The sequence below is a fragment of the Arthrobacter sp. Leaf141 genome, assembly GCF_001424565.1.
Taxonomy (GTDB): domain Bacteria; phylum Actinomycetota; class Actinomycetes; order Actinomycetales; family Micrococcaceae; genus Arthrobacter.
Genome location: NZ_LMOL01000015.1, coordinates 18,644 through 34,110 on the forward strand (window position 1 = coordinate 18,644; position 15,467 = coordinate 34,110).

The window sequence follows — 15,467 nt, forward strand, 5'->3', positions numbered from 1 at the left end:
CCCTCCCCTACGCCGGACTCCCCCACTGCGCAGGATCTCCCCTGCCCCGCCATGACATCCGGCGTCCCGGACGCAGGCGCGGCGCTGGCCCGCATGGCCAGGCTTGAAGAGCAGGCCGTCTACGGCTACCAGGCGGCATTGACCCGGCTTCCCCCTGGTGCGGTGGGGCCGGCCTCGGAGTTCCTGGCCCTGCACCGCGAACAGGCTGCCGGCGCCCGGGCCCGTAGCCTTGCGGACTGCGGCCGCCCGGCAACACCGGACCCCGGGTACAACTTGGACGCGGCGTTCCTGGCCGCGCCCGCCGACGCACTTGGCCGGCTTGAAGCGGACATCCTGCCGGCCTACGGCGACGTGGTGTCGCTGGCCGACTCCCCGGACCGGGCCTGGGCCCTTGCCGGGTTGGAGGCCGCCGCCCGCCGTACCGTGGACTGGGGCGCCGACCCCGGCCCGGTGCCGGGTCTGGTGCTGGACGAATCCATGCTGCCCGCCGGTCCCGTCGAAAGCCCGCCCGGGGACAAGTAGCCCGGGACAGGTCACCGGGACCAACAAGCCGGGTCCAAGAAATCCCGGCCAAGTAGCCCGGGACAGGTCACCGGGACCAACAAGCCGGGTCCAAGAAGCCCCGGCCAAGCAGCCCGGGACAGGTCACCGGGACCCAGGAACCGCGCCCTTTCGCCGCACCGCGCCGCTGCGCGCCTAGGCTGGAAGCCATGACCCCGCCCGTGGCAATACCCATCCCGCCGGACCTCGCTGCCCGCTATGGCCGGAGCAGCGCGGGCCGGGCCTGGCTGGCATCCTTGCCGGACCTCATTGACGGCCGGCTGGACCACTGGCAGCTGACCCCGGACCTTGCCCCGGGCACCCTGCCATGGAATGGGCACGGCGGCATTGTGATCCCGGTGCTCCGCGCAGACGGATCCCGGGCGGCCCTGAAGATCGCCTTCCCGCATGATGAGGCCAAGGTGGAACGGCTCGCGCTGAAGCTGTGGGACGGCAACGGCGCCGTGGCACTCCTCGAAGCGGACGCCGGCACCTGCGCCATGCTGCTGGACCGGCTCGAGGCCGGCCGGTCGCTGTACACCGCGCCCATGGACCACGCCGTGGAGGTCTGGGGCGGGCTGGTTCCCCGGCTTGGCATCCGGCCGGACGACCGGCCGGAGTGGCATCAACTCGAACACATCGCGGCCCGTGCGGAGCAGTGGAGCGATGACCTGCCGGCCGACTGGGAGCAACTGGGCCGGCCCTTCCCGCGCTGGCTCCTCGAAGCTGCACTGGAGGTGTGCCAGACCCGCGGTGCAGTGGGGCGGCGGACCGCCACCGACGTCCTGGTACACACGGACCTGCATTTCCTGAACGTCCTGGCCGGAAGCTCCTGCCCGCCCGCGGGTCATCCGTCCGCTGCTGCCGGCTACGCCGCCATCGACCCGCAGCCCATGATCGGGGAACCGGAGTTTGCGGTGGCGCCGCTGCTTTGGAACCGCCTTTTTGACCTGCCGGCAGCCCAGCAGGCTGCAGGGCTGCGGCAACGCTGCGCTGATTTCAGCCTCGCTGCCGGGCTGGACCCGGACGTCGCCCGGCAGTGGGCGGTGGCCCGGGAAGTGGACAATGCCCTGTGGTATGCCGGGAAAGCCGGACACCAGGGCGACCTCTTGCGTTCACTGTGGGTCGCCAGCACCTTGGCCGGCCGGACCCTTCCGGGCCTGCCGCCGGCCCGGGACCTCCCCGAGCCGGGGGCCGCTGCGAGCTGAGCGGACGGGCGCCCCTGGAACGTCAGCCGGACCGCACCGCGTCCAAGGCTGAGCGGACGGCTTCAACTGCGATGTCCACTTCCGCCGCAGCGGTGTGCCAGTTGCTCACCGATACCCTCAGGATGTCCCGGTCCCGCCACCGCGAGCCCGACATCCACACCCTGCCGTCGCTGATGATGCGGGCGGTCACGGCCCTTGTGGTGGCATCGTCGCCGAACGCGAGGCACACCTGGGTATAGCCGACGTCGTTCAGGACTTCCACACCGTCCACGCCGGCCAGCCCTGCCGCGATATCCGCGGCCGCCGTCGCGAGCCCCTCGATCTGGGCGGCCACGCCGTCCCTGCCCAGGCTCTTCAGCGCGGCCCACACGGGTACACCGCGGGCGCGGCGTGAAAGTTCCGGGACTTTTTCGAACGGATCGCCGGGGCCTTCGGCGTCGTGGATCAGGTAGCTGGCGTGCAGGCCCATGGCTGAGCGGAGCGCCGAGGCGTCCCGGACAATGGCAATCCCGCAGTCGTAGGGCACGTTGAGGGTCTTGTGCGCGTCGGTTCCCCACGAATCGGCGTCCTCGTAGCCGCGGGTCAGGTGCCGGAGCCCCGGCGCTGCCGCCGCCCACAGGCCAAAGGCCCCGTCCACGTGGACCCACGCGCCGTGCCTGCGGGCCACGCTGATGGCCTCGGGGAAGGGGTCGAAGGCGCCCGAGTGCAGGTTTCCCGCCTGCAGGCACACCAACGCCGGGCCGGACCCCGCGGCCAGGGCCGCCTCAAGGGCCGCCGGTTCCAACCGGCCCTGCGCGTCGGCAGCCACCACGTCAGGCCGGCCCAGCCCCAGGTAGCGCAGGCCCAGGTCCACGGTGTCATGCCGTTCCCTGCCCACGAAGCACCGCACTTTGGGCGCCCCCGTCAGCCCGTCGCGGTCCACGTCCCACCCGGCATCGGCCAGGAGCCGCCACCTTGCGGCGGCCATCCCGGTGAAGTTGGCCATGGTGGCCCCCGTGGCGAATCCGACGTCGGCACCGGCCGGGAGGCCCAGCAGTTCCAGGATCCACGCCCCGGCGCTCTCTTCAATGGCCGCCATGGCGGGCGTGGCGTAGCGGAGCCCGGCGTTCTGGTCCCAGGCGCTGACCAGCCAGTCAGAGGCCAGGGCGGCGGGAAGGGTGCCGCCCATGACCCAACCAAAGAACCTGCCCGAGGGGATGGCCATCAATCCCGGTTCGGCGGTCCGGGCCAGGAGGTCCACCACATCGCCGGCGGGCATCCCCCGGGCAGGTATTGGTCCGCCGAAAGCTGTTGCGAGGTCGTGGGCGGTGGCGCTGGGACCTACGGGCCGGTCAGGAAGGCTCTGCAGCCAGGCAGCCGCATGGCGGGCTGCCGCGTCCAGGGCCGGGGCATACCCGTCGTCGCCGTTTGACATACCAGCATGCTACGCCCGGCGGCAGGCCGCCAGGCAGGCGTCAGGCGAAGTTTTCCTGCCACACGTCCAGGCCGAGTTTGATGATGAGGGCAGCCACCACCACCAGGAACACCACCCGGACAAATTTGCTGCCCTTGCTGACGGCGGTCCTGGCGCCCAGGTACCCGCCGGCCATGTTCGCCGCGCCGAGCAGGAGGCCAAGGCCCCAGAGGATGGATCCGTGCGGCATAAAAAACAGCAGGGCACCGGCATTGGTGGCCATGTTGACGATTTTGGCCTTGGCGCTGGCCTCGAGGAATGCGTAGCCCATGGCGGAGACCAACGCGATCACCAGGAAGGACCCCGTGCCGGGCCCGATCAGGCCGTCATAAAAACCGATGACGGCACCGATCAGGCACGCCACCACATAATGCTTGTGCCCGTCATGGCGCAGCGCCGTGATCCCGCCGATGTCCGGCTTCAACGCCGTGAACAGGGCCACAGCCACCAGCGCCGTGATGATGATGGGCTTGAACACCCCGGCGGGCAGGGTGGCCGCCAGGATGGCACCGCCGAAGCTGCCCGCCAACGCGATCGCCGCCATGGGCAGGGCCGTCCGGAGATCCGGCCGCACCCGGCGGTAATAGGTGGTGGCGCTGGTGGCCGTTCCGAAAATGGAACCCAACTTGTTGGTGGCCAGCGCCTGCACGGGCGTGATGCCCGGGACCAGCAGCAGGGCCGGCAACTGGATCAGGCCGCCGCCGCCCACCACCGCATCCACCCAGCCGGCCGCGAATCCGGCCAGCACCAACAACAGGAGCGTTGTCAGCTCCAGGGATTCAAGACCCACCGCGGGCCCGGGTCAGTTGCCGCGGACGGCTGCGACGACGTAGTCCACAGCCTTCTCTACCGCCACGTTTTCCGCGTCGCCGCTGCGGCGGTCCTTGATCTCCACCACGCCGTCCGCCAGGCCGCGGCCCACGGCGAGGATGGTGGGCACACCCAGGAGTTCGGCGTCGCCGAACTTCACCCCGGGGGAAACCTTGGGCCGGTCATCGTAAATGACGTCCAGTCCGGCAGCTTCCAGGTCCTGTGCCAGCTGGCCGGCGGTAGCGAAGATTTCCTCACCGCGGCCGACGGCGACCACGTGGACGTCCGCCGGTGCCACCGCGCGGGGCCACACGAGGCCCCGGTCGTCGTGGTTGGCTTCGGCCAGTGCCGCCACGGCCCGGGTGACACCCACGCCGTAGGAGCCCATGGTGACGGTGACCTGCTTGCCGTTCTGGTCCAGGACCTTCAGTTCCAGGGCTTCGGCGTACTTCCGGCCGAGCTGGAAGATGTGGCCCATCTCGATGCCGCGGGCGGTCTCCAGGGGGCCGGAGCCGTCAGGGGCAGGATCGCCGGCGCGGACGTCGGTGCACTCGATGGCGCCGTCCCAGCCGAAGTCCCGGCCGGCCACCAGGCCAAAGACGTGCTTGCCGGCTTCGTTGGCGCCGGTGATCCAGGCGGAGCCACTGACAACCCGGGGATCCACGAGGTACAGCATCCCGGCAGTGCCTTCGGCGCCCAGCAGGGCAGCGTCGAGGCTCATGCCGGGGCCAAGGTAGCCCTTGACGATCAGCGGGTTCTTCTTGAGGTCCACATCGTTGGCGGCTTCCAGGCCGATTTCGCCGCTGATGGGCAGGTACGAGCCGATATTGGCCTCAACGCGCTTAAGGTCAACGTTCCGGTCGCCGGGCAGGCCGATGGCCACAAGCTGCCGCTCGCCGGTGGGCAGCGTCACGGCGATGACCACGTTCTTCAGCGTGTCCGCGGCAGTCCAGGGACCGCCGTCGGCCTCGCTGCGCGGAGCGAGCTGGTTGGCGGCGTTGACCAGGGTCTCGATGGTGGGCGTGTCCGGCGTATCGAGGACCTCGGCGGCGGGCGCGGCGCTGAAGTCGATGTCCGCGGGCACCACGGTGGTCACGGCTTCGACGTTCGCGGCGTATCCGCCGGCGGAGCGCACAAACGTGTCTTCGCCGATCTCGGTGGGGAACAGGAACTCTTCGCTCCGGGATCCGCCCATGGCACCGGCGGTGGCGGAGACGGGAAGGACTTCAAGGCCGAGGCGCGCGAAGATCTTCAGGTATGCACCGCGGTGGGCAGCGTAGCTGGCGTCCAGGCCGGCGTCGTCCACGTCGAAGGAGTACGAATCCTTCATGATGAACTCGCGGCCGCGCAGCAACCCTGCCCGGGGACGGGCTTCATCGCGGTACTTGTTCTGGATCTGGTAGAGGCTCAGGGGCAGGTCCTTGTACGAGGAGTACAGATCCTTGACCAGCAGCGTGAACATTTCCTCGTGCGTGGGGGCCAGCAGGTAGTCCGCACCCTTGCGGTCCTGGAGCCGGAACAGGCCCTCGCCGTACTCGGTCCAGCGGTTGGTGGCCTCGTAGGGCTCGCGGGGCAGCAGCGCGGGGAAATGCACTTCCTGCGCGCCGATGGCCGACATTTCCTGCCGGATGATTTCCTCGACCTTGCGCAGCACGCTCAGGCCCAGCGGCAGCCAGGTGTAGATGCCGGGCGCTGCCCGCCGGATGTACCCGGCGCGGACCAAGAGCTTGTGGCTGGCCACCTCGGCGTCGACGGGATCTTCACGCAGGGTGCGCAGGAAAAGCTGGGACATTCTTTGGACCACGGGTGGTATCCGTTTCTGGGGAGGTGCTGGATCAGCAAAGCCGGGCATGTTTTGTCTGGGAACCAATCTACCGGTTCAGCGCGCCCTATCCCGGCGGCGACCTGCCCGCCTCAGTAGAGCCACGCCCGGTACTGCAAAGCCCCTGGCCCCCAAAAGGCTGGTCATCGCATCCGGGCGTGGCTCAACGCCGTGACCGCCGTTGTTCCGGCGTGGACCGCTGAGACCGCCCACACCACTCCAGCGCAGCTAGGTCGAACCTATGTGATGCCGCCCACATTCACAAGTTTCCTCTTGGCTACCGACCCATTGACCCGGACCTTTCGTGGGCTTAACTTTAATTCATCAGGTGATGAATTAGGTGCGGTGGTACCTGGCAGCCTGCTCCCCCGCATGGAGGCGGACATGACTCATTCGGCAGCAGCCGGAAACGGCATCGGGACGGCCGGCGTGGCGGTCTCGGCCCGAGGCCTGCAGGTAATCCGGGGGAAAATCCCCGTGCTGCGCGGCCTGGATTTCGAGATCCCCTCGGGCCGCATCACCGGCCTGCTGGGTCCCTCAGGTAGCGGCAAAACCACCCTCATGCGGGCCATCGTTGGCGTTCAGGTGGTCTCCGCCGGAACGGTGCAGGTCCTTGGGCTGGCTGCAGGTGACCCAGCCCTGCGGCACCGGGTGGGTTACGTGACCCAGTCAGCCAGCATCTACCCGGACCTGAGCGTTGAGGCGAACGTCCGTTATTTCGGCGCCATGCACAAAAAGAAGAAAGCCGATGTCGCGGAGGCGATTGCCGCCGTCGGACTCGACCAGTTGGCCAGGCGCAAGGCGGCCGATCTCTCAGGCGGGCAGCTCAGCCGGGTGTCGCTGGCCTGCGCGCTGGTGGCGCACCCCCGGCTCCTGGTCGTGGACGAACCCACGGTGGGCCTGGACCCGGTGCTGCGCGCCGAACTTTGGGAACGCTTCCGGGCCATGGCCGATTCCGGCACCACCTTGCTGGTATCAAGCCACGTGATGGAGGAGGCCAGCCACTGCGGGACACTGCTGCTGCTGCGCGAAGGGGAACTGCTGGCCCAGCTGACGCCGGCCGAATTGAGCCTGCGTGGCCGCAGCCAGGACCTGGAGAAAGCATTCCTGGCCATCATCCGCGAATCGGAGCAGAGGGTCGACGCCCTGGACGGGAAGGTGCTGTGATGGATGCTGCAATGCTGATGGCCACCGCCCGGCGGGTCCTGGAGCAACTGCGCCACGACCACCGCAGCGTGGGCCTGATCCTGGTGGTTCCCGCGCTGCTGCTGACCGCCGTCTACTTCCTGTATGAAAACGAGACGCTCCTGCCCGGCCAGCCACGGACCTTCGACAGGGTTGGCCTGATGATGCTGGTGATCTTCCCGTTTGTGGTGATGTTCCTGGTCACCTCCATTACGATGCTCCGGGAACGGACCACCGGGACGCTGGAGCGGCTGCTCACCACGCCGGTGCACAAGGCGGACCTGCTGTTCGGCTACGGCCTGGCGTTCTCCATCATGGCTGCCCTGCAGTCGCTGGTGGCCACGGCCGTGGCGTATTGGATCTTTGGCCTGGCGATCAAGGGCTCCCCCGGCTATGTGGTGCTGATCGCCGTGCTCAACGCCGTCCTGGGGGTGGCGCTGGGGCTGTTGTGTTCGGCGTTTGCCCGGACCGAGTTCCAAGCGGTGCAGTTCATGCCGGTGGTGGTGGTTCCACAGATCCTGCTGTGCGGGCTTTTTGTGGCCAGGGACCGGATGAACGAGGTGTTGGAGGCAATCTCCAATGTGCTGCCGCTGACGTTTTCCGTGGACGCGCTGCAGGAGATCGCCGGAAATGAGGCAGCGACGGAACGGCTCTGGCAGGATGCGGGCATTATGGCGGCCATCGTGCTGGGCGTCCTGGTGCTGGCCGCGATGACGCTGCGCCGGCGCAGCGCGTGAGTCCATCCGCCGGCGGTACCGGCGGCACCCGGCGCGGCCGCCGTGGCGGCGCCGGGGCTTCCCGCGCCCACATCCTCGATGCCGCCCGGCGGTTGTTCGCAGAACACGGGTTCGAGGGGACCAGCCTGCGTCAGGTGGCCAGGCTGGCCGGGGTTGATCCCGCCATGGTCCATCATTTCTTCGAGAGCAAGGAAGAACTTTTTACGCTCAGCGTCGAATTGCCGGCCGATCCCGAACTGGTACTGGCCGGGGTGTCCGGCTCCGACCCGGAGCACCGTGCGGAGCTGATTGTCCAGGCAGTGCTGCGGCTATGGGAAAGCCCTGCCCAGCCGAGCCTGGTGGCGTTCATCCGCGGGACCCTGGGATCCACGGCAAGGACCGCGCTGCTGCGCGACCTGGTCAGCCGCAGGATCATCCGCCGTGTGGTGACCGGCCTGCCCGGGACACCCGCGGAAGTGGCACTCCGCGGGGACCTGGTGGCAACGCAGATGGTTGGCCTGATGATGGTGCGCTACGTTATCCGGCTGGAACCGCTGGCGTCCGCGGCACCGGCGGAGGTGGTCCGCCTGATAGCCCCGAACGTCCAGCGGTACCTGACCGGTGACCTGGGTCCCGCGGCCGGCTTACCGGATGGCGCCGGCCCTAAGTGATGGCGCCGGCGTTACTTGATCAGCGCGGCGGCGGAGTCGAGCAGCGCGCCGGCCCGTTCCGCGGCATCAGCTTCGGTGGCTCCGCCGGTGGCCACAGACGACACCAGGACACCGTTCTTGGCCACCATCGCGGTCACCACGGACTGCACGGTGCCACCCGGAACCGTGGTGTCCGTGCGGTAGGCCACCGTGTCCGGCGAGGTGCCAACGCCGTCGAGGACCTCGATTTTCACCGCGACCGCGGTTCCCTGCACCGTCATGGTCATTTCAGCACAGTTCTTCAGGTCGGCGCCCTGGGACATGGCCTTCTCCAGGAAGGCCTGGTCCTGGCCGGAAACCAGGGACAGCGCAACCACGCCGCCGGTGGCCGCGTCGGTGCTCTGGCCTGCGGCCAAGGCGAGGCCTTCGGCGTCCGGCACCGTCCCGCCGGCGGCCAGCTGCTTGCACTCTGCCGGCTCCACCTCGATGGAGGAAATCAGTTCCTTGGTCTGGGCCAGGGTGGTTTCGACGTCAGTGACGGGCAGGATCTGAAGTTTGTTGCCGGCCGTGTCCTCAAGCTGTTCGAGGATGCCAGCCAGGTCAGCCGCCGTGTATTCCTTGGCCTCTTCGGTCTTGGCCGGTTCGCTGGCGGCCGCTGCGGATGAGCCGCCTGAAGCCGGGCCGCCGGACGCCGAAGCGCCGTCTGCCGGAGCAGCTGCAGGGCTTGAACATCCGGATACAACAAGTGCGAGCAGGGCTGTCGCCCCGAGTGTCAGCGGTGCCGTGAACTTCATCATTTCCCCCAATGGATTTAAAGCAGGACCCGATGGCCCACTAGAAAAGCACTGTAGCGAAAGTTCCCACCTGCCGGAAGCCGACACGTTCATAGGTTGACCGGGCACGGGCGTTGAACCCGTTGACGTACAGGCTGGTTACAGGCGCGAAGGCACGTGCGTGTTCCACCACGGCGGCCATATAGCCGGCACTCAGGCCGCGGCCGCGGTAGTCCGGGTTCATCCAGACGCCCTGCACCTGGGTGGCGTCCTGGGTGACAGCGCCGAGTTCGGCCTTGAACACCACGTCCCCGGCGTAGTTGAGGTGCGCCAGCGAGTGTCCCTGCCGGATGAGGCCCTCCACCCGGCGGCTGTAGAACTCCCTGCCGCCAAGGAACGGCGAGTAGCCTACTTCCTCTTCAAACATGGCGGCGCATGCGGGCAGGATCCGGTCAAAGTCGGCCAGGTTGCCCCGCTGCAGGCCCGGATTGGGTTCCACCTGCGGCGGACCGGCAATGGTCATCAGAGGTTGCTCGTCCCGGACCTCGTGGGCGCGGTGGCCGCGCTGGACCAGTTCGGCGTGGAGGGCCAGCACGGCCGGCGCCGGCCCGAAGGCCGAGGCGTAGCGGCGCCCTGAGGTGCTGGCCACCTCAGCCACTGGGCCGGCCAGGGCAGGATCCAGCTGGACCGGGACCAGGTTGGCCCCGGCCCAGCAGGCACCCACCAGGATGCCGTCGTCGAGGACTCCAATGATCCCGGCGCCGCCGGTGGTGGGCGCGGCCGTCCCCGTCGTTTTCAGGTGCGCCAGGATAAACACGTTGGTGACGGGGTCCTGCTCCGCGAGGCGGCGAAGGGCAGCCGTGTCCTGGCTGTCCAGCGTCCGGACCGAAATACCCGGCGGGTCCGGGGCGTCCTTACGAGACGCTAACCACGGGGCTACCCTTGACAGCATCTTCGCCATCGGCCTCCCCCATCTCTTCCGCGATACGCATGGCCTCTTCGATCAGTGTCTCAACAATTTCGCTTTCGGGCACAGTCTTGATGACTTCGCCCTTCACAAAGATCTGGCCCTTGCCGTTGCCTGAGGCCACACCAAGATCCGCCTCGCGGGCCTCGCCGGGACCGTTGACAACGCAGCCCATGACGGCCACCCGCAGCGGGATCTCCATGCCCTCCAGGCCGGCGGTGACCTGCTCGGCGAGCGTGTAGACATCCACCTGCGCGCGCCCGCAGGAGGGGCAGGAGACAATCTCGAGCTTGCGGGGGCGCAGGTTCAACGATTGCAGGATCTGGTTTCCCACCTTGATTTCCTCCACCGGCGGGGCCGAGAGGGAAACCCGGATGGTGTCGCCGATGCCGCGCGAGAGCAGGGCGCCGAACGCGGTGGCTGACTTGATGGTGCCCTGGAAGGCGGGGCCCGCCTCGGTGACGCCGAGGTGCAGCGGCCAGTCACCCTGCTCGGCCAGCATCTCGTAGGCGGCCACCATGATCACGGGATCATTGTGCTTCACGGAAATCTTGAAGTCGTGGAATCCGTGTTCCTCGAACAGCGAGGCTTCCCAGACCGCGGATTCCACCAGGGCTTCGGGAGTGGCTTTGCCGTACTTCTTCAGGATTCCCGGTTCCAGCGAGCCGGCGTTGACACCGATGCGGATGGAGGTGCCGTGGTCCTTCGCGGCGCGGGCGATTTCCTTGACCTGGTCATCGAACTTGCGGATGTTGCCCGGGTTCACGCGCACTGCCGCGCAACCGGCCTCGATGGCGGCGAACACGTACTTGGGCTGGAAGTGGATGTCCGCGATGACCGGGATCTGCGACTTCCGCGCGATGATGGGCAGCGCCTCGGCATCGTCCGCGGACGGGCAGGCCACGCGCACAATGTCGCAGCCGGACGCCGTCAGTTCAGCAATCTGCTGCAGCGTGGCGTTGATGTCGGTGGTGGGGGTGGTGGTCATCGACTGCACGCTGATGGGCGAGTCCGAACCCACCCCGACAGAGCCGACCTTGATCTGGCGCGTCTTGCGGCGGGGGGCAAGGACGGGCGGCGGTGCTGACGGCATTCCCAGGCTGACCGAGGTCACGAGAGGCTCCTTGAGTTTGAGGGGTGGAGAGGGGCTACGCGCTGTGTCCGGCCAGCTGGCCGGTCACGGGTGACCATTCGGTGATCCGGGTGCCGGCAATCACGCCGGCGGCGGCGAAGGGATCCTGCTTGAGGATCGAATTCAGCGCTGCCTCATCGGCTGCCTTGAAGATGAGCAGCGCGCCTGCGCCGTCACCGTAGGGGCCACTGGCCAGGATGGCGCCGTCGTCCGCGAGGCCAGCGGTCCATTCCCGGTGGGCCGGCCGGGCCTGGTTCCGGTCTTCGGTGGAGTTGGCGGTGTACACGTACTCAACGGCAAAAACTGTCATACCGATACCCTATCTCCACTCCGGCCCGCACCCATCCGCCCGCCAGGCTTGTGGGCCGTTCAGGAGAGGAAGAGGACCTTGACCACGGCGCCGGTTCCGGCGGCCCAGAGCATCGACGTCAGGGTTCCGATGATGAACCGCTCCGCCGCGACAGGAGTTTCCTTCAGCTCGGCGAACCGGCCCAGGCCCTTGATGGCCACGATGTAGGCGATGGCCACCGGCTGGCTGGTGAGGATCGCCAGGCACACGCCGAGCCGCTCCAGCACACCAATGATCGCCCCGCCGCGCAGGATGCGCTGGCCGCTCCCCTGCGGGCCGGGAGCGGACGACGCCGGCTGGTCCCGCGGGGCGGTCAGTTCACCGTCCACGTTCTGGGACCCCCGGTCCGGGGCAGGGCGCGCCGGCCGCACCGGGTCCACGGTGACGTCAGCGGCAGGGTCCTCGGCTTTCCGCCGGGAATCCTCCGCAGCCTTGGCCGCATCCGCCCTTTCGTCGATGGTCCTGGCCAGCCTGAAGACCAGCGCCGTGACCGGCCAGCCGGCGAAACCGGCAACGGCCAGCGCGCTGACAACCCAGAAGGCATCCATCAGATCCCCTCCCCTGACGCGCCGGTTCCGGCAGGATTCCCGCCAACCCGCAGGCGGGCGAAGTCCAACAGCATTTCCGCGGCCGGCCTGGCCGCCCATTCCTCCTGCCAGCCGGACCTCAGCACGGTCCGGCTCACGGATTGCTCGGTGATTCCCAGTTCCGCCGCAACCTGCTTCTGGGTGCCATGCCGGCCGGGTCCGTGGCGGTGCAGGGCGTCCACCACCCGCCACTGGGCCTCGGTCCGCTCCTGGACGATCCTGCCCAGGAGCCGCAGCACGGCCTCGGCATTGGCGCATTCACGTGTTCCCATGCCGGCACCTCCGTCCTTGTCCGCCCGGTTCCTTGCTTCCCTGCCCATGGTCCCGGGGACCACTGACAATGGCACCTGCGAGCCGGCGGCCTTGGCCTGTTCCACGGCTTTCCGGGCCGCCACGAATCCTGTTCCGGCCCCCTCCCGGGGGCTCGCGCCGGCGTCGAGCTCCACCGTTCCCACGCCGATGCCCACGTACCAGTGCCCGGTGCGGAGGGCGAACAGGGCGATGTCCACCACGTGCGCGGCGTCCGGCACCACCCCCTGGACCTCGTCGCCCACGGACCGTTCAAAGCCGGTGGGGCCAAGGCGCGCCAACGCCGCAATGAAGTCCGGGACACGGTCCCGGTCACCGGTACTGCCGCGCTGGTCGATGGTCATCACGAACATGCCACAACCATATGCGTCTTACTATTGGGAATCAATCATTTATGACTGATTACCTGAAATCAGCCGTGTGGTGCTTTGTCAGCCGAACAGGTTGACGGGTTTGACAATGTCCGCGTAAATCAACAGCGCGCTCATCCCCATCAACAGGACGGCCACCACATAGGTCACGGGCAACAGCTTGGCGATGTCGAAGGCTCCCGGGTCCGGCCGGCCGAACAGCTTGGCCAGCCGGCGCCTCGCACCTTCGTACAGCGCACCGGCCACGTGCCCGCCGTCGAGCGGCAGCAGCGGCACCAGGTTGAAAACGCCCAAGGCAAAGTTCAGGCCGGCCAGGAGCCCGATCAGGGTGGCAATCCTCGCATCCGCCGGAACCTCCTCCATGGCCGCCACCTCGCCGGCGACGCGTCCCACGCCCACCACGGAGATGGGCCCGTTGGGATCGCGTGGTTCCTCGCTGAAGGCGGCTTTCGCCACCCCCACCACGCGGGCGGGGAGGTTCAGGATGACCCCTGCCACCTGCCGGATGTTTTCCCCGGCCATGGGCAGGACGGACGACGCCGGCTGGGGCACCAGGGCGGTCTGCGCACCGATGCCCAGGAAGCCGACGTCCTGATAGCGGAGGGTACCGGCGTCGTCGGTTGCCTGGCGGCCGTCAGCGCCCACGATGGGACGGGCGGACAGGACCGGCGTCACGGTGGTGGCCACTTCGGCGCCGTTCCGCTCAACGGTGATGGGAACTTCCCGGCCCGCCGAAGCGCGGATCCTTTCGGTGAGCTGGTCCCAGCCGGTGACGGTCCAGCCGTCGAACGAGGTCACCGTGTCATTGGGCTGGAGGCCGGCCGCCGCAGCGGGCGTCAGCTGGCAGTCTGCCGAATCCGGATCCACGGTTTCGCCGGCAGCGACCTGGCATTTGGAGACATCGGAGATGGTGGTGGTTGCTGTGGGCGAACCGAATCCCATCAACAGGACGGCCGTCAACAGGATGCCCAGCACGAAGTTCATGGCGGGCCCGCCCAGCATGATGGTGATTTTTTTCCAGACCGGCAACCGGTAAAACACCCTGTTGCCGTCCTCCGGACCAACTTCCTCATGGGCCATTGACCGGGCTTCGGTGGCCAGGGTCTGGAACATGCCGGTGCTGGAGGGCCGGACCGTTCCGTCGTCCTTGTTTGGCGGATACATCCCGATCATGGACACGTAGCCGCCCAGCGGGATGGCTTTGACGCCGTACTCGGTCTCGCCCTTCCGCCGGGACCACAGGGTGGGGCCGAAGCCGATCATGTACTTGGTCACGCGGACCTTAAAGAGCTTGGCAGGCAGGAGGTGGCCCACCTCGTGCAGCGCGATGGAGGCGGCGATGCCGAGTGCCACGACGAGGACGCCGAGGATAAAAAGGAGAACGGTGGTCATGGCGGTGCTGCTGCTTCCTTAGAGACTGCGAAGTGCTAAACGATCCTGGGCGCGGGCGCGTGCCCAGCCTTCAGCATCCAACACGGATTCCACCGTCAGCCCGGAGGAACCTGAATGTTCGCTGAGGACGGCCTCAACGGTGTCCACAATGTCAGTGAACCGGATCCGGCCGGCGTGGAAAGCCGTGACGGCTTCCTCGTTGGCGGCGTTGAAGACCGCGGGGAACGTGCTGCCCTGTTTGGCGGCGTCCTTGGCGAGGTCAACGGCGGGGAAGGCCGCCACGTCCAGCGGTTCGAAAGTCCAACTGGCGGCCTTGGTCCAGTCGCAGGCCGACGCCGCCTGGGGTACCCGGTCCGGCCAGCCAAGACCCAGGGCGATGGGCAGACGCATGTCCGGCGGAGAGGCCTGGGCGATCACCGAGCCGTCAACGAACTGGACCATGGAGTGCACCACCGACTGCGGATGGACCACAACGTCGATCCGGTCCAACGGAACGTCGAAGAGGAGGTGCGCCTCGATGACTTCCAGCCCCTTGTTCACCAGGGTGGCCGAGTTGGTGGTGACCATTACGCCCATGTCCCAGGTGGGGTGCGCCAGGGCTTCACTGGGCGTGACACCGTGCAGGCTGTCCCGGGTGCGGCCCCGGAACGGCCCGCCCGAGGCCGTAAGGATGAGTTTTTCCACTTCCCCGGCGGACCCCGCGCGCAGGCACTGCGCGATAGCCGAGTGTTCGGAGTCGACCGGCACGATCTGGCCCGGCCGGGCGGCGGCCTTCACCAGGGCGCCGCCTACGATCAGTGACTCCTTGTTCGCCAGGGCCAGGGTTGCGCCGGACTTCAGCGCTGCCAGCGTGGGCGCCAGTCCGATTGATCCGGTGATGCCGTTCAGGACCACGTCCGCGTCCAGGCCTGCGATGTCCGCGGCGGCGTCCGGGCCGGAGAGGATCCGGGGCCGGTAGCCGGGGCGGCCCGCGGCGGCGGCTGCTTCCGCGATCAGCCGGGCCAGGACGCCGGGATCCCCGGCAGCGATGCCTATGGCGGCGGCGCCGGTGTGGACGGCCTGCCTGGCCAGGAGGTCCAGGTTGGCCCCGCCGGCACTGAGGGCCACAACCTCGAAAAGGTGCGGGGCGCCGTCGACGACGTCAATCGCCTGGGTGCCGATGGAACCGGTGGATCCGAGGATGACGATTCTGCGTGGCTGCAT

At 68.2% G+C, this 15,467-nt stretch carries 16 protein-coding genes; 5 read left to right on the forward strand and 11 right to left on the reverse strand.

Going from position 1 to position 15,467, the window contains the following annotated elements:
• Both ASF72_RS11230 and ASF72_RS11235 read left to right on the forward strand, forming a co-directional pair.
• A partial coding sequence (locus ASF72_RS11230; protein ID WP_235504709.1) for a DUF4439 domain-containing protein occupies window positions 1–522 on the forward strand: 522 nt, incomplete at its 5' end.
• A gap of 188 nt (window positions 523–710) precedes the next feature.
• The gene (locus ASF72_RS11235; RefSeq protein WP_056598925.1) at window positions 711–1,748 is read left to right on the forward strand and encodes an aminoglycoside phosphotransferase family protein; all 1,038 of its coding nucleotides are present in this window, start codon (window positions 711–713) and stop codon (window positions 1,746–1,748) included.
• A 22-nt stretch (window positions 1,749–1,770) separates the two neighbouring features.
• Here the strand turns inward: ASF72_RS11235 and ASF72_RS11240 are convergent, their stop codons facing one another.
• The 3 genes from ASF72_RS11240 to ASF72_RS11250 are packed head-to-tail and all read right to left on the reverse strand — an operon-like array spanning window position 1,771 to window position 5,815.
• Entirely contained in the window at window positions 1,771–3,162 is a 1,392-nt protein-coding gene (locus ASF72_RS11240; protein WP_056598928.1) for a pyridoxal phosphate-dependent decarboxylase family protein, read from the reverse strand.
• Window positions 3,163–3,202: 40 nt separating this feature from the next.
• On the reverse strand, window positions 3,203–3,991 hold the full coding sequence (locus tag ASF72_RS11245) for a sulfite exporter TauE/SafE family protein (protein WP_056598933.1): 789 nt from the start codon (window positions 3,989–3,991) through the stop codon (window positions 3,203–3,205).
• A gap of 12 nt (window positions 3,992–4,003) precedes the next feature.
• A complete protein-coding gene (locus ASF72_RS11250; RefSeq protein ID WP_050687605.1) occupies window positions 4,004–5,815 on the reverse strand; it encodes a proline--tRNA ligase in 1,812 nt (603 codons plus the stop codon).
• Between the two features lie 402 nt (window positions 5,816–6,217).
• Between ASF72_RS11250 and ASF72_RS11255 the strand changes: the two genes are divergently transcribed.
• The 3 genes from ASF72_RS11255 to ASF72_RS11265 are packed head-to-tail and all read left to right on the forward strand — an operon-like array spanning window position 6,218 to window position 8,405.
• Complete coding sequence (locus tag ASF72_RS11255) at window positions 6,218–7,000, forward strand: ABC transporter ATP-binding protein (protein WP_056598937.1); 783 nt, start codon at window positions 6,218–6,220, stop codon at window positions 6,998–7,000.
• Window positions 7,001–7,011: 11 nt separating this feature from the next.
• Window positions 7,012–7,755: an ABC transporter permease gene (locus ASF72_RS11260; protein WP_050687601.1), complete on the forward strand. Its 744-nt coding sequence runs from the start codon at window positions 7,012–7,014 to the stop codon at window positions 7,753–7,755.
• Window positions 7,752–8,405, forward strand: coding sequence for a TetR/AcrR family transcriptional regulator (locus ASF72_RS11265; RefSeq protein ID WP_050687599.1), 654 nt, complete (start codon window positions 7,752–7,754; stop codon window positions 8,403–8,405). The genes ASF72_RS11260 and ASF72_RS11265 overlap by 4 nt, the downstream gene beginning before the upstream one ends.
• A gap of 11 nt (window positions 8,406–8,416) precedes the next feature.
• On the opposite strand, the gene ASF72_RS11270 is transcribed toward ASF72_RS11265, so the two are convergent.
• The 8 genes from ASF72_RS11270 to dxr form a co-directional block, all read right to left on the reverse strand.
• The gene (locus ASF72_RS11270) at window positions 8,417–9,181 is read right to left on the reverse strand and encodes a hypothetical protein (protein WP_235504710.1); all 765 of its coding nucleotides are present in this window, start codon (window positions 9,179–9,181) and stop codon (window positions 8,417–8,419) included.
• Window positions 9,182–9,218: 37 nt separating this feature from the next.
• Window positions 9,219–10,109 carry a GNAT family N-acetyltransferase gene (locus tag ASF72_RS11275; protein ID WP_050687597.1) on the reverse strand — a complete coding sequence of 297 codons (891 nt, stop codon included), beginning with the start codon at window positions 10,107–10,109 and terminating at the stop codon, window positions 9,219–9,221.
• On the reverse strand, window positions 10,072–11,238 hold the full coding sequence (ispG, locus tag ASF72_RS11280) for a flavodoxin-dependent (E)-4-hydroxy-3-methylbut-2-enyl-diphosphate synthase (protein ID WP_028272164.1): 1,167 nt from the start codon (window positions 11,236–11,238) through the stop codon (window positions 10,072–10,074). Before ispG ends, ASF72_RS11275 begins: the two co-directional genes overlap by 38 nt.
• 34 nt (window positions 11,239–11,272) lie before the next feature.
• A complete protein-coding gene (locus ASF72_RS11285) occupies window positions 11,273–11,566 on the reverse strand; it encodes a YciI family protein (RefSeq protein ID WP_050687595.1) in 294 nt (97 codons plus the stop codon).
• Between the two features lie 59 nt (window positions 11,567–11,625).
• A complete protein-coding gene (locus tag ASF72_RS11290) occupies window positions 11,626–12,153 on the reverse strand; it encodes a hypothetical protein (RefSeq protein ID WP_056598940.1) in 528 nt (175 codons plus the stop codon).
• Complete coding sequence (locus ASF72_RS11295; protein ID WP_056598941.1) at window positions 12,153–12,854, reverse strand: MarR family transcriptional regulator; 702 nt, start codon at window positions 12,852–12,854, stop codon at window positions 12,153–12,155. The genes ASF72_RS11290 and ASF72_RS11295 overlap by 1 nt, the downstream gene beginning before the upstream one ends.
• 78 nt (window positions 12,855–12,932) lie before the next feature.
• Window positions 12,933–14,264 carry a M50 family metallopeptidase gene (locus ASF72_RS11300; RefSeq protein ID WP_050687589.1) on the reverse strand — a complete coding sequence of 444 codons (1,332 nt, stop codon included), beginning with the start codon at window positions 14,262–14,264 and terminating at the stop codon, window positions 12,933–12,935.
• A gap of 18 nt (window positions 14,265–14,282) precedes the next feature.
• On the reverse strand, window positions 14,283–15,467 hold the full coding sequence (gene dxr / locus ASF72_RS11305) for a 1-deoxy-D-xylulose-5-phosphate reductoisomerase (protein ID WP_056598946.1): 1,185 nt from the start codon (window positions 15,465–15,467) through the stop codon (window positions 14,283–14,285).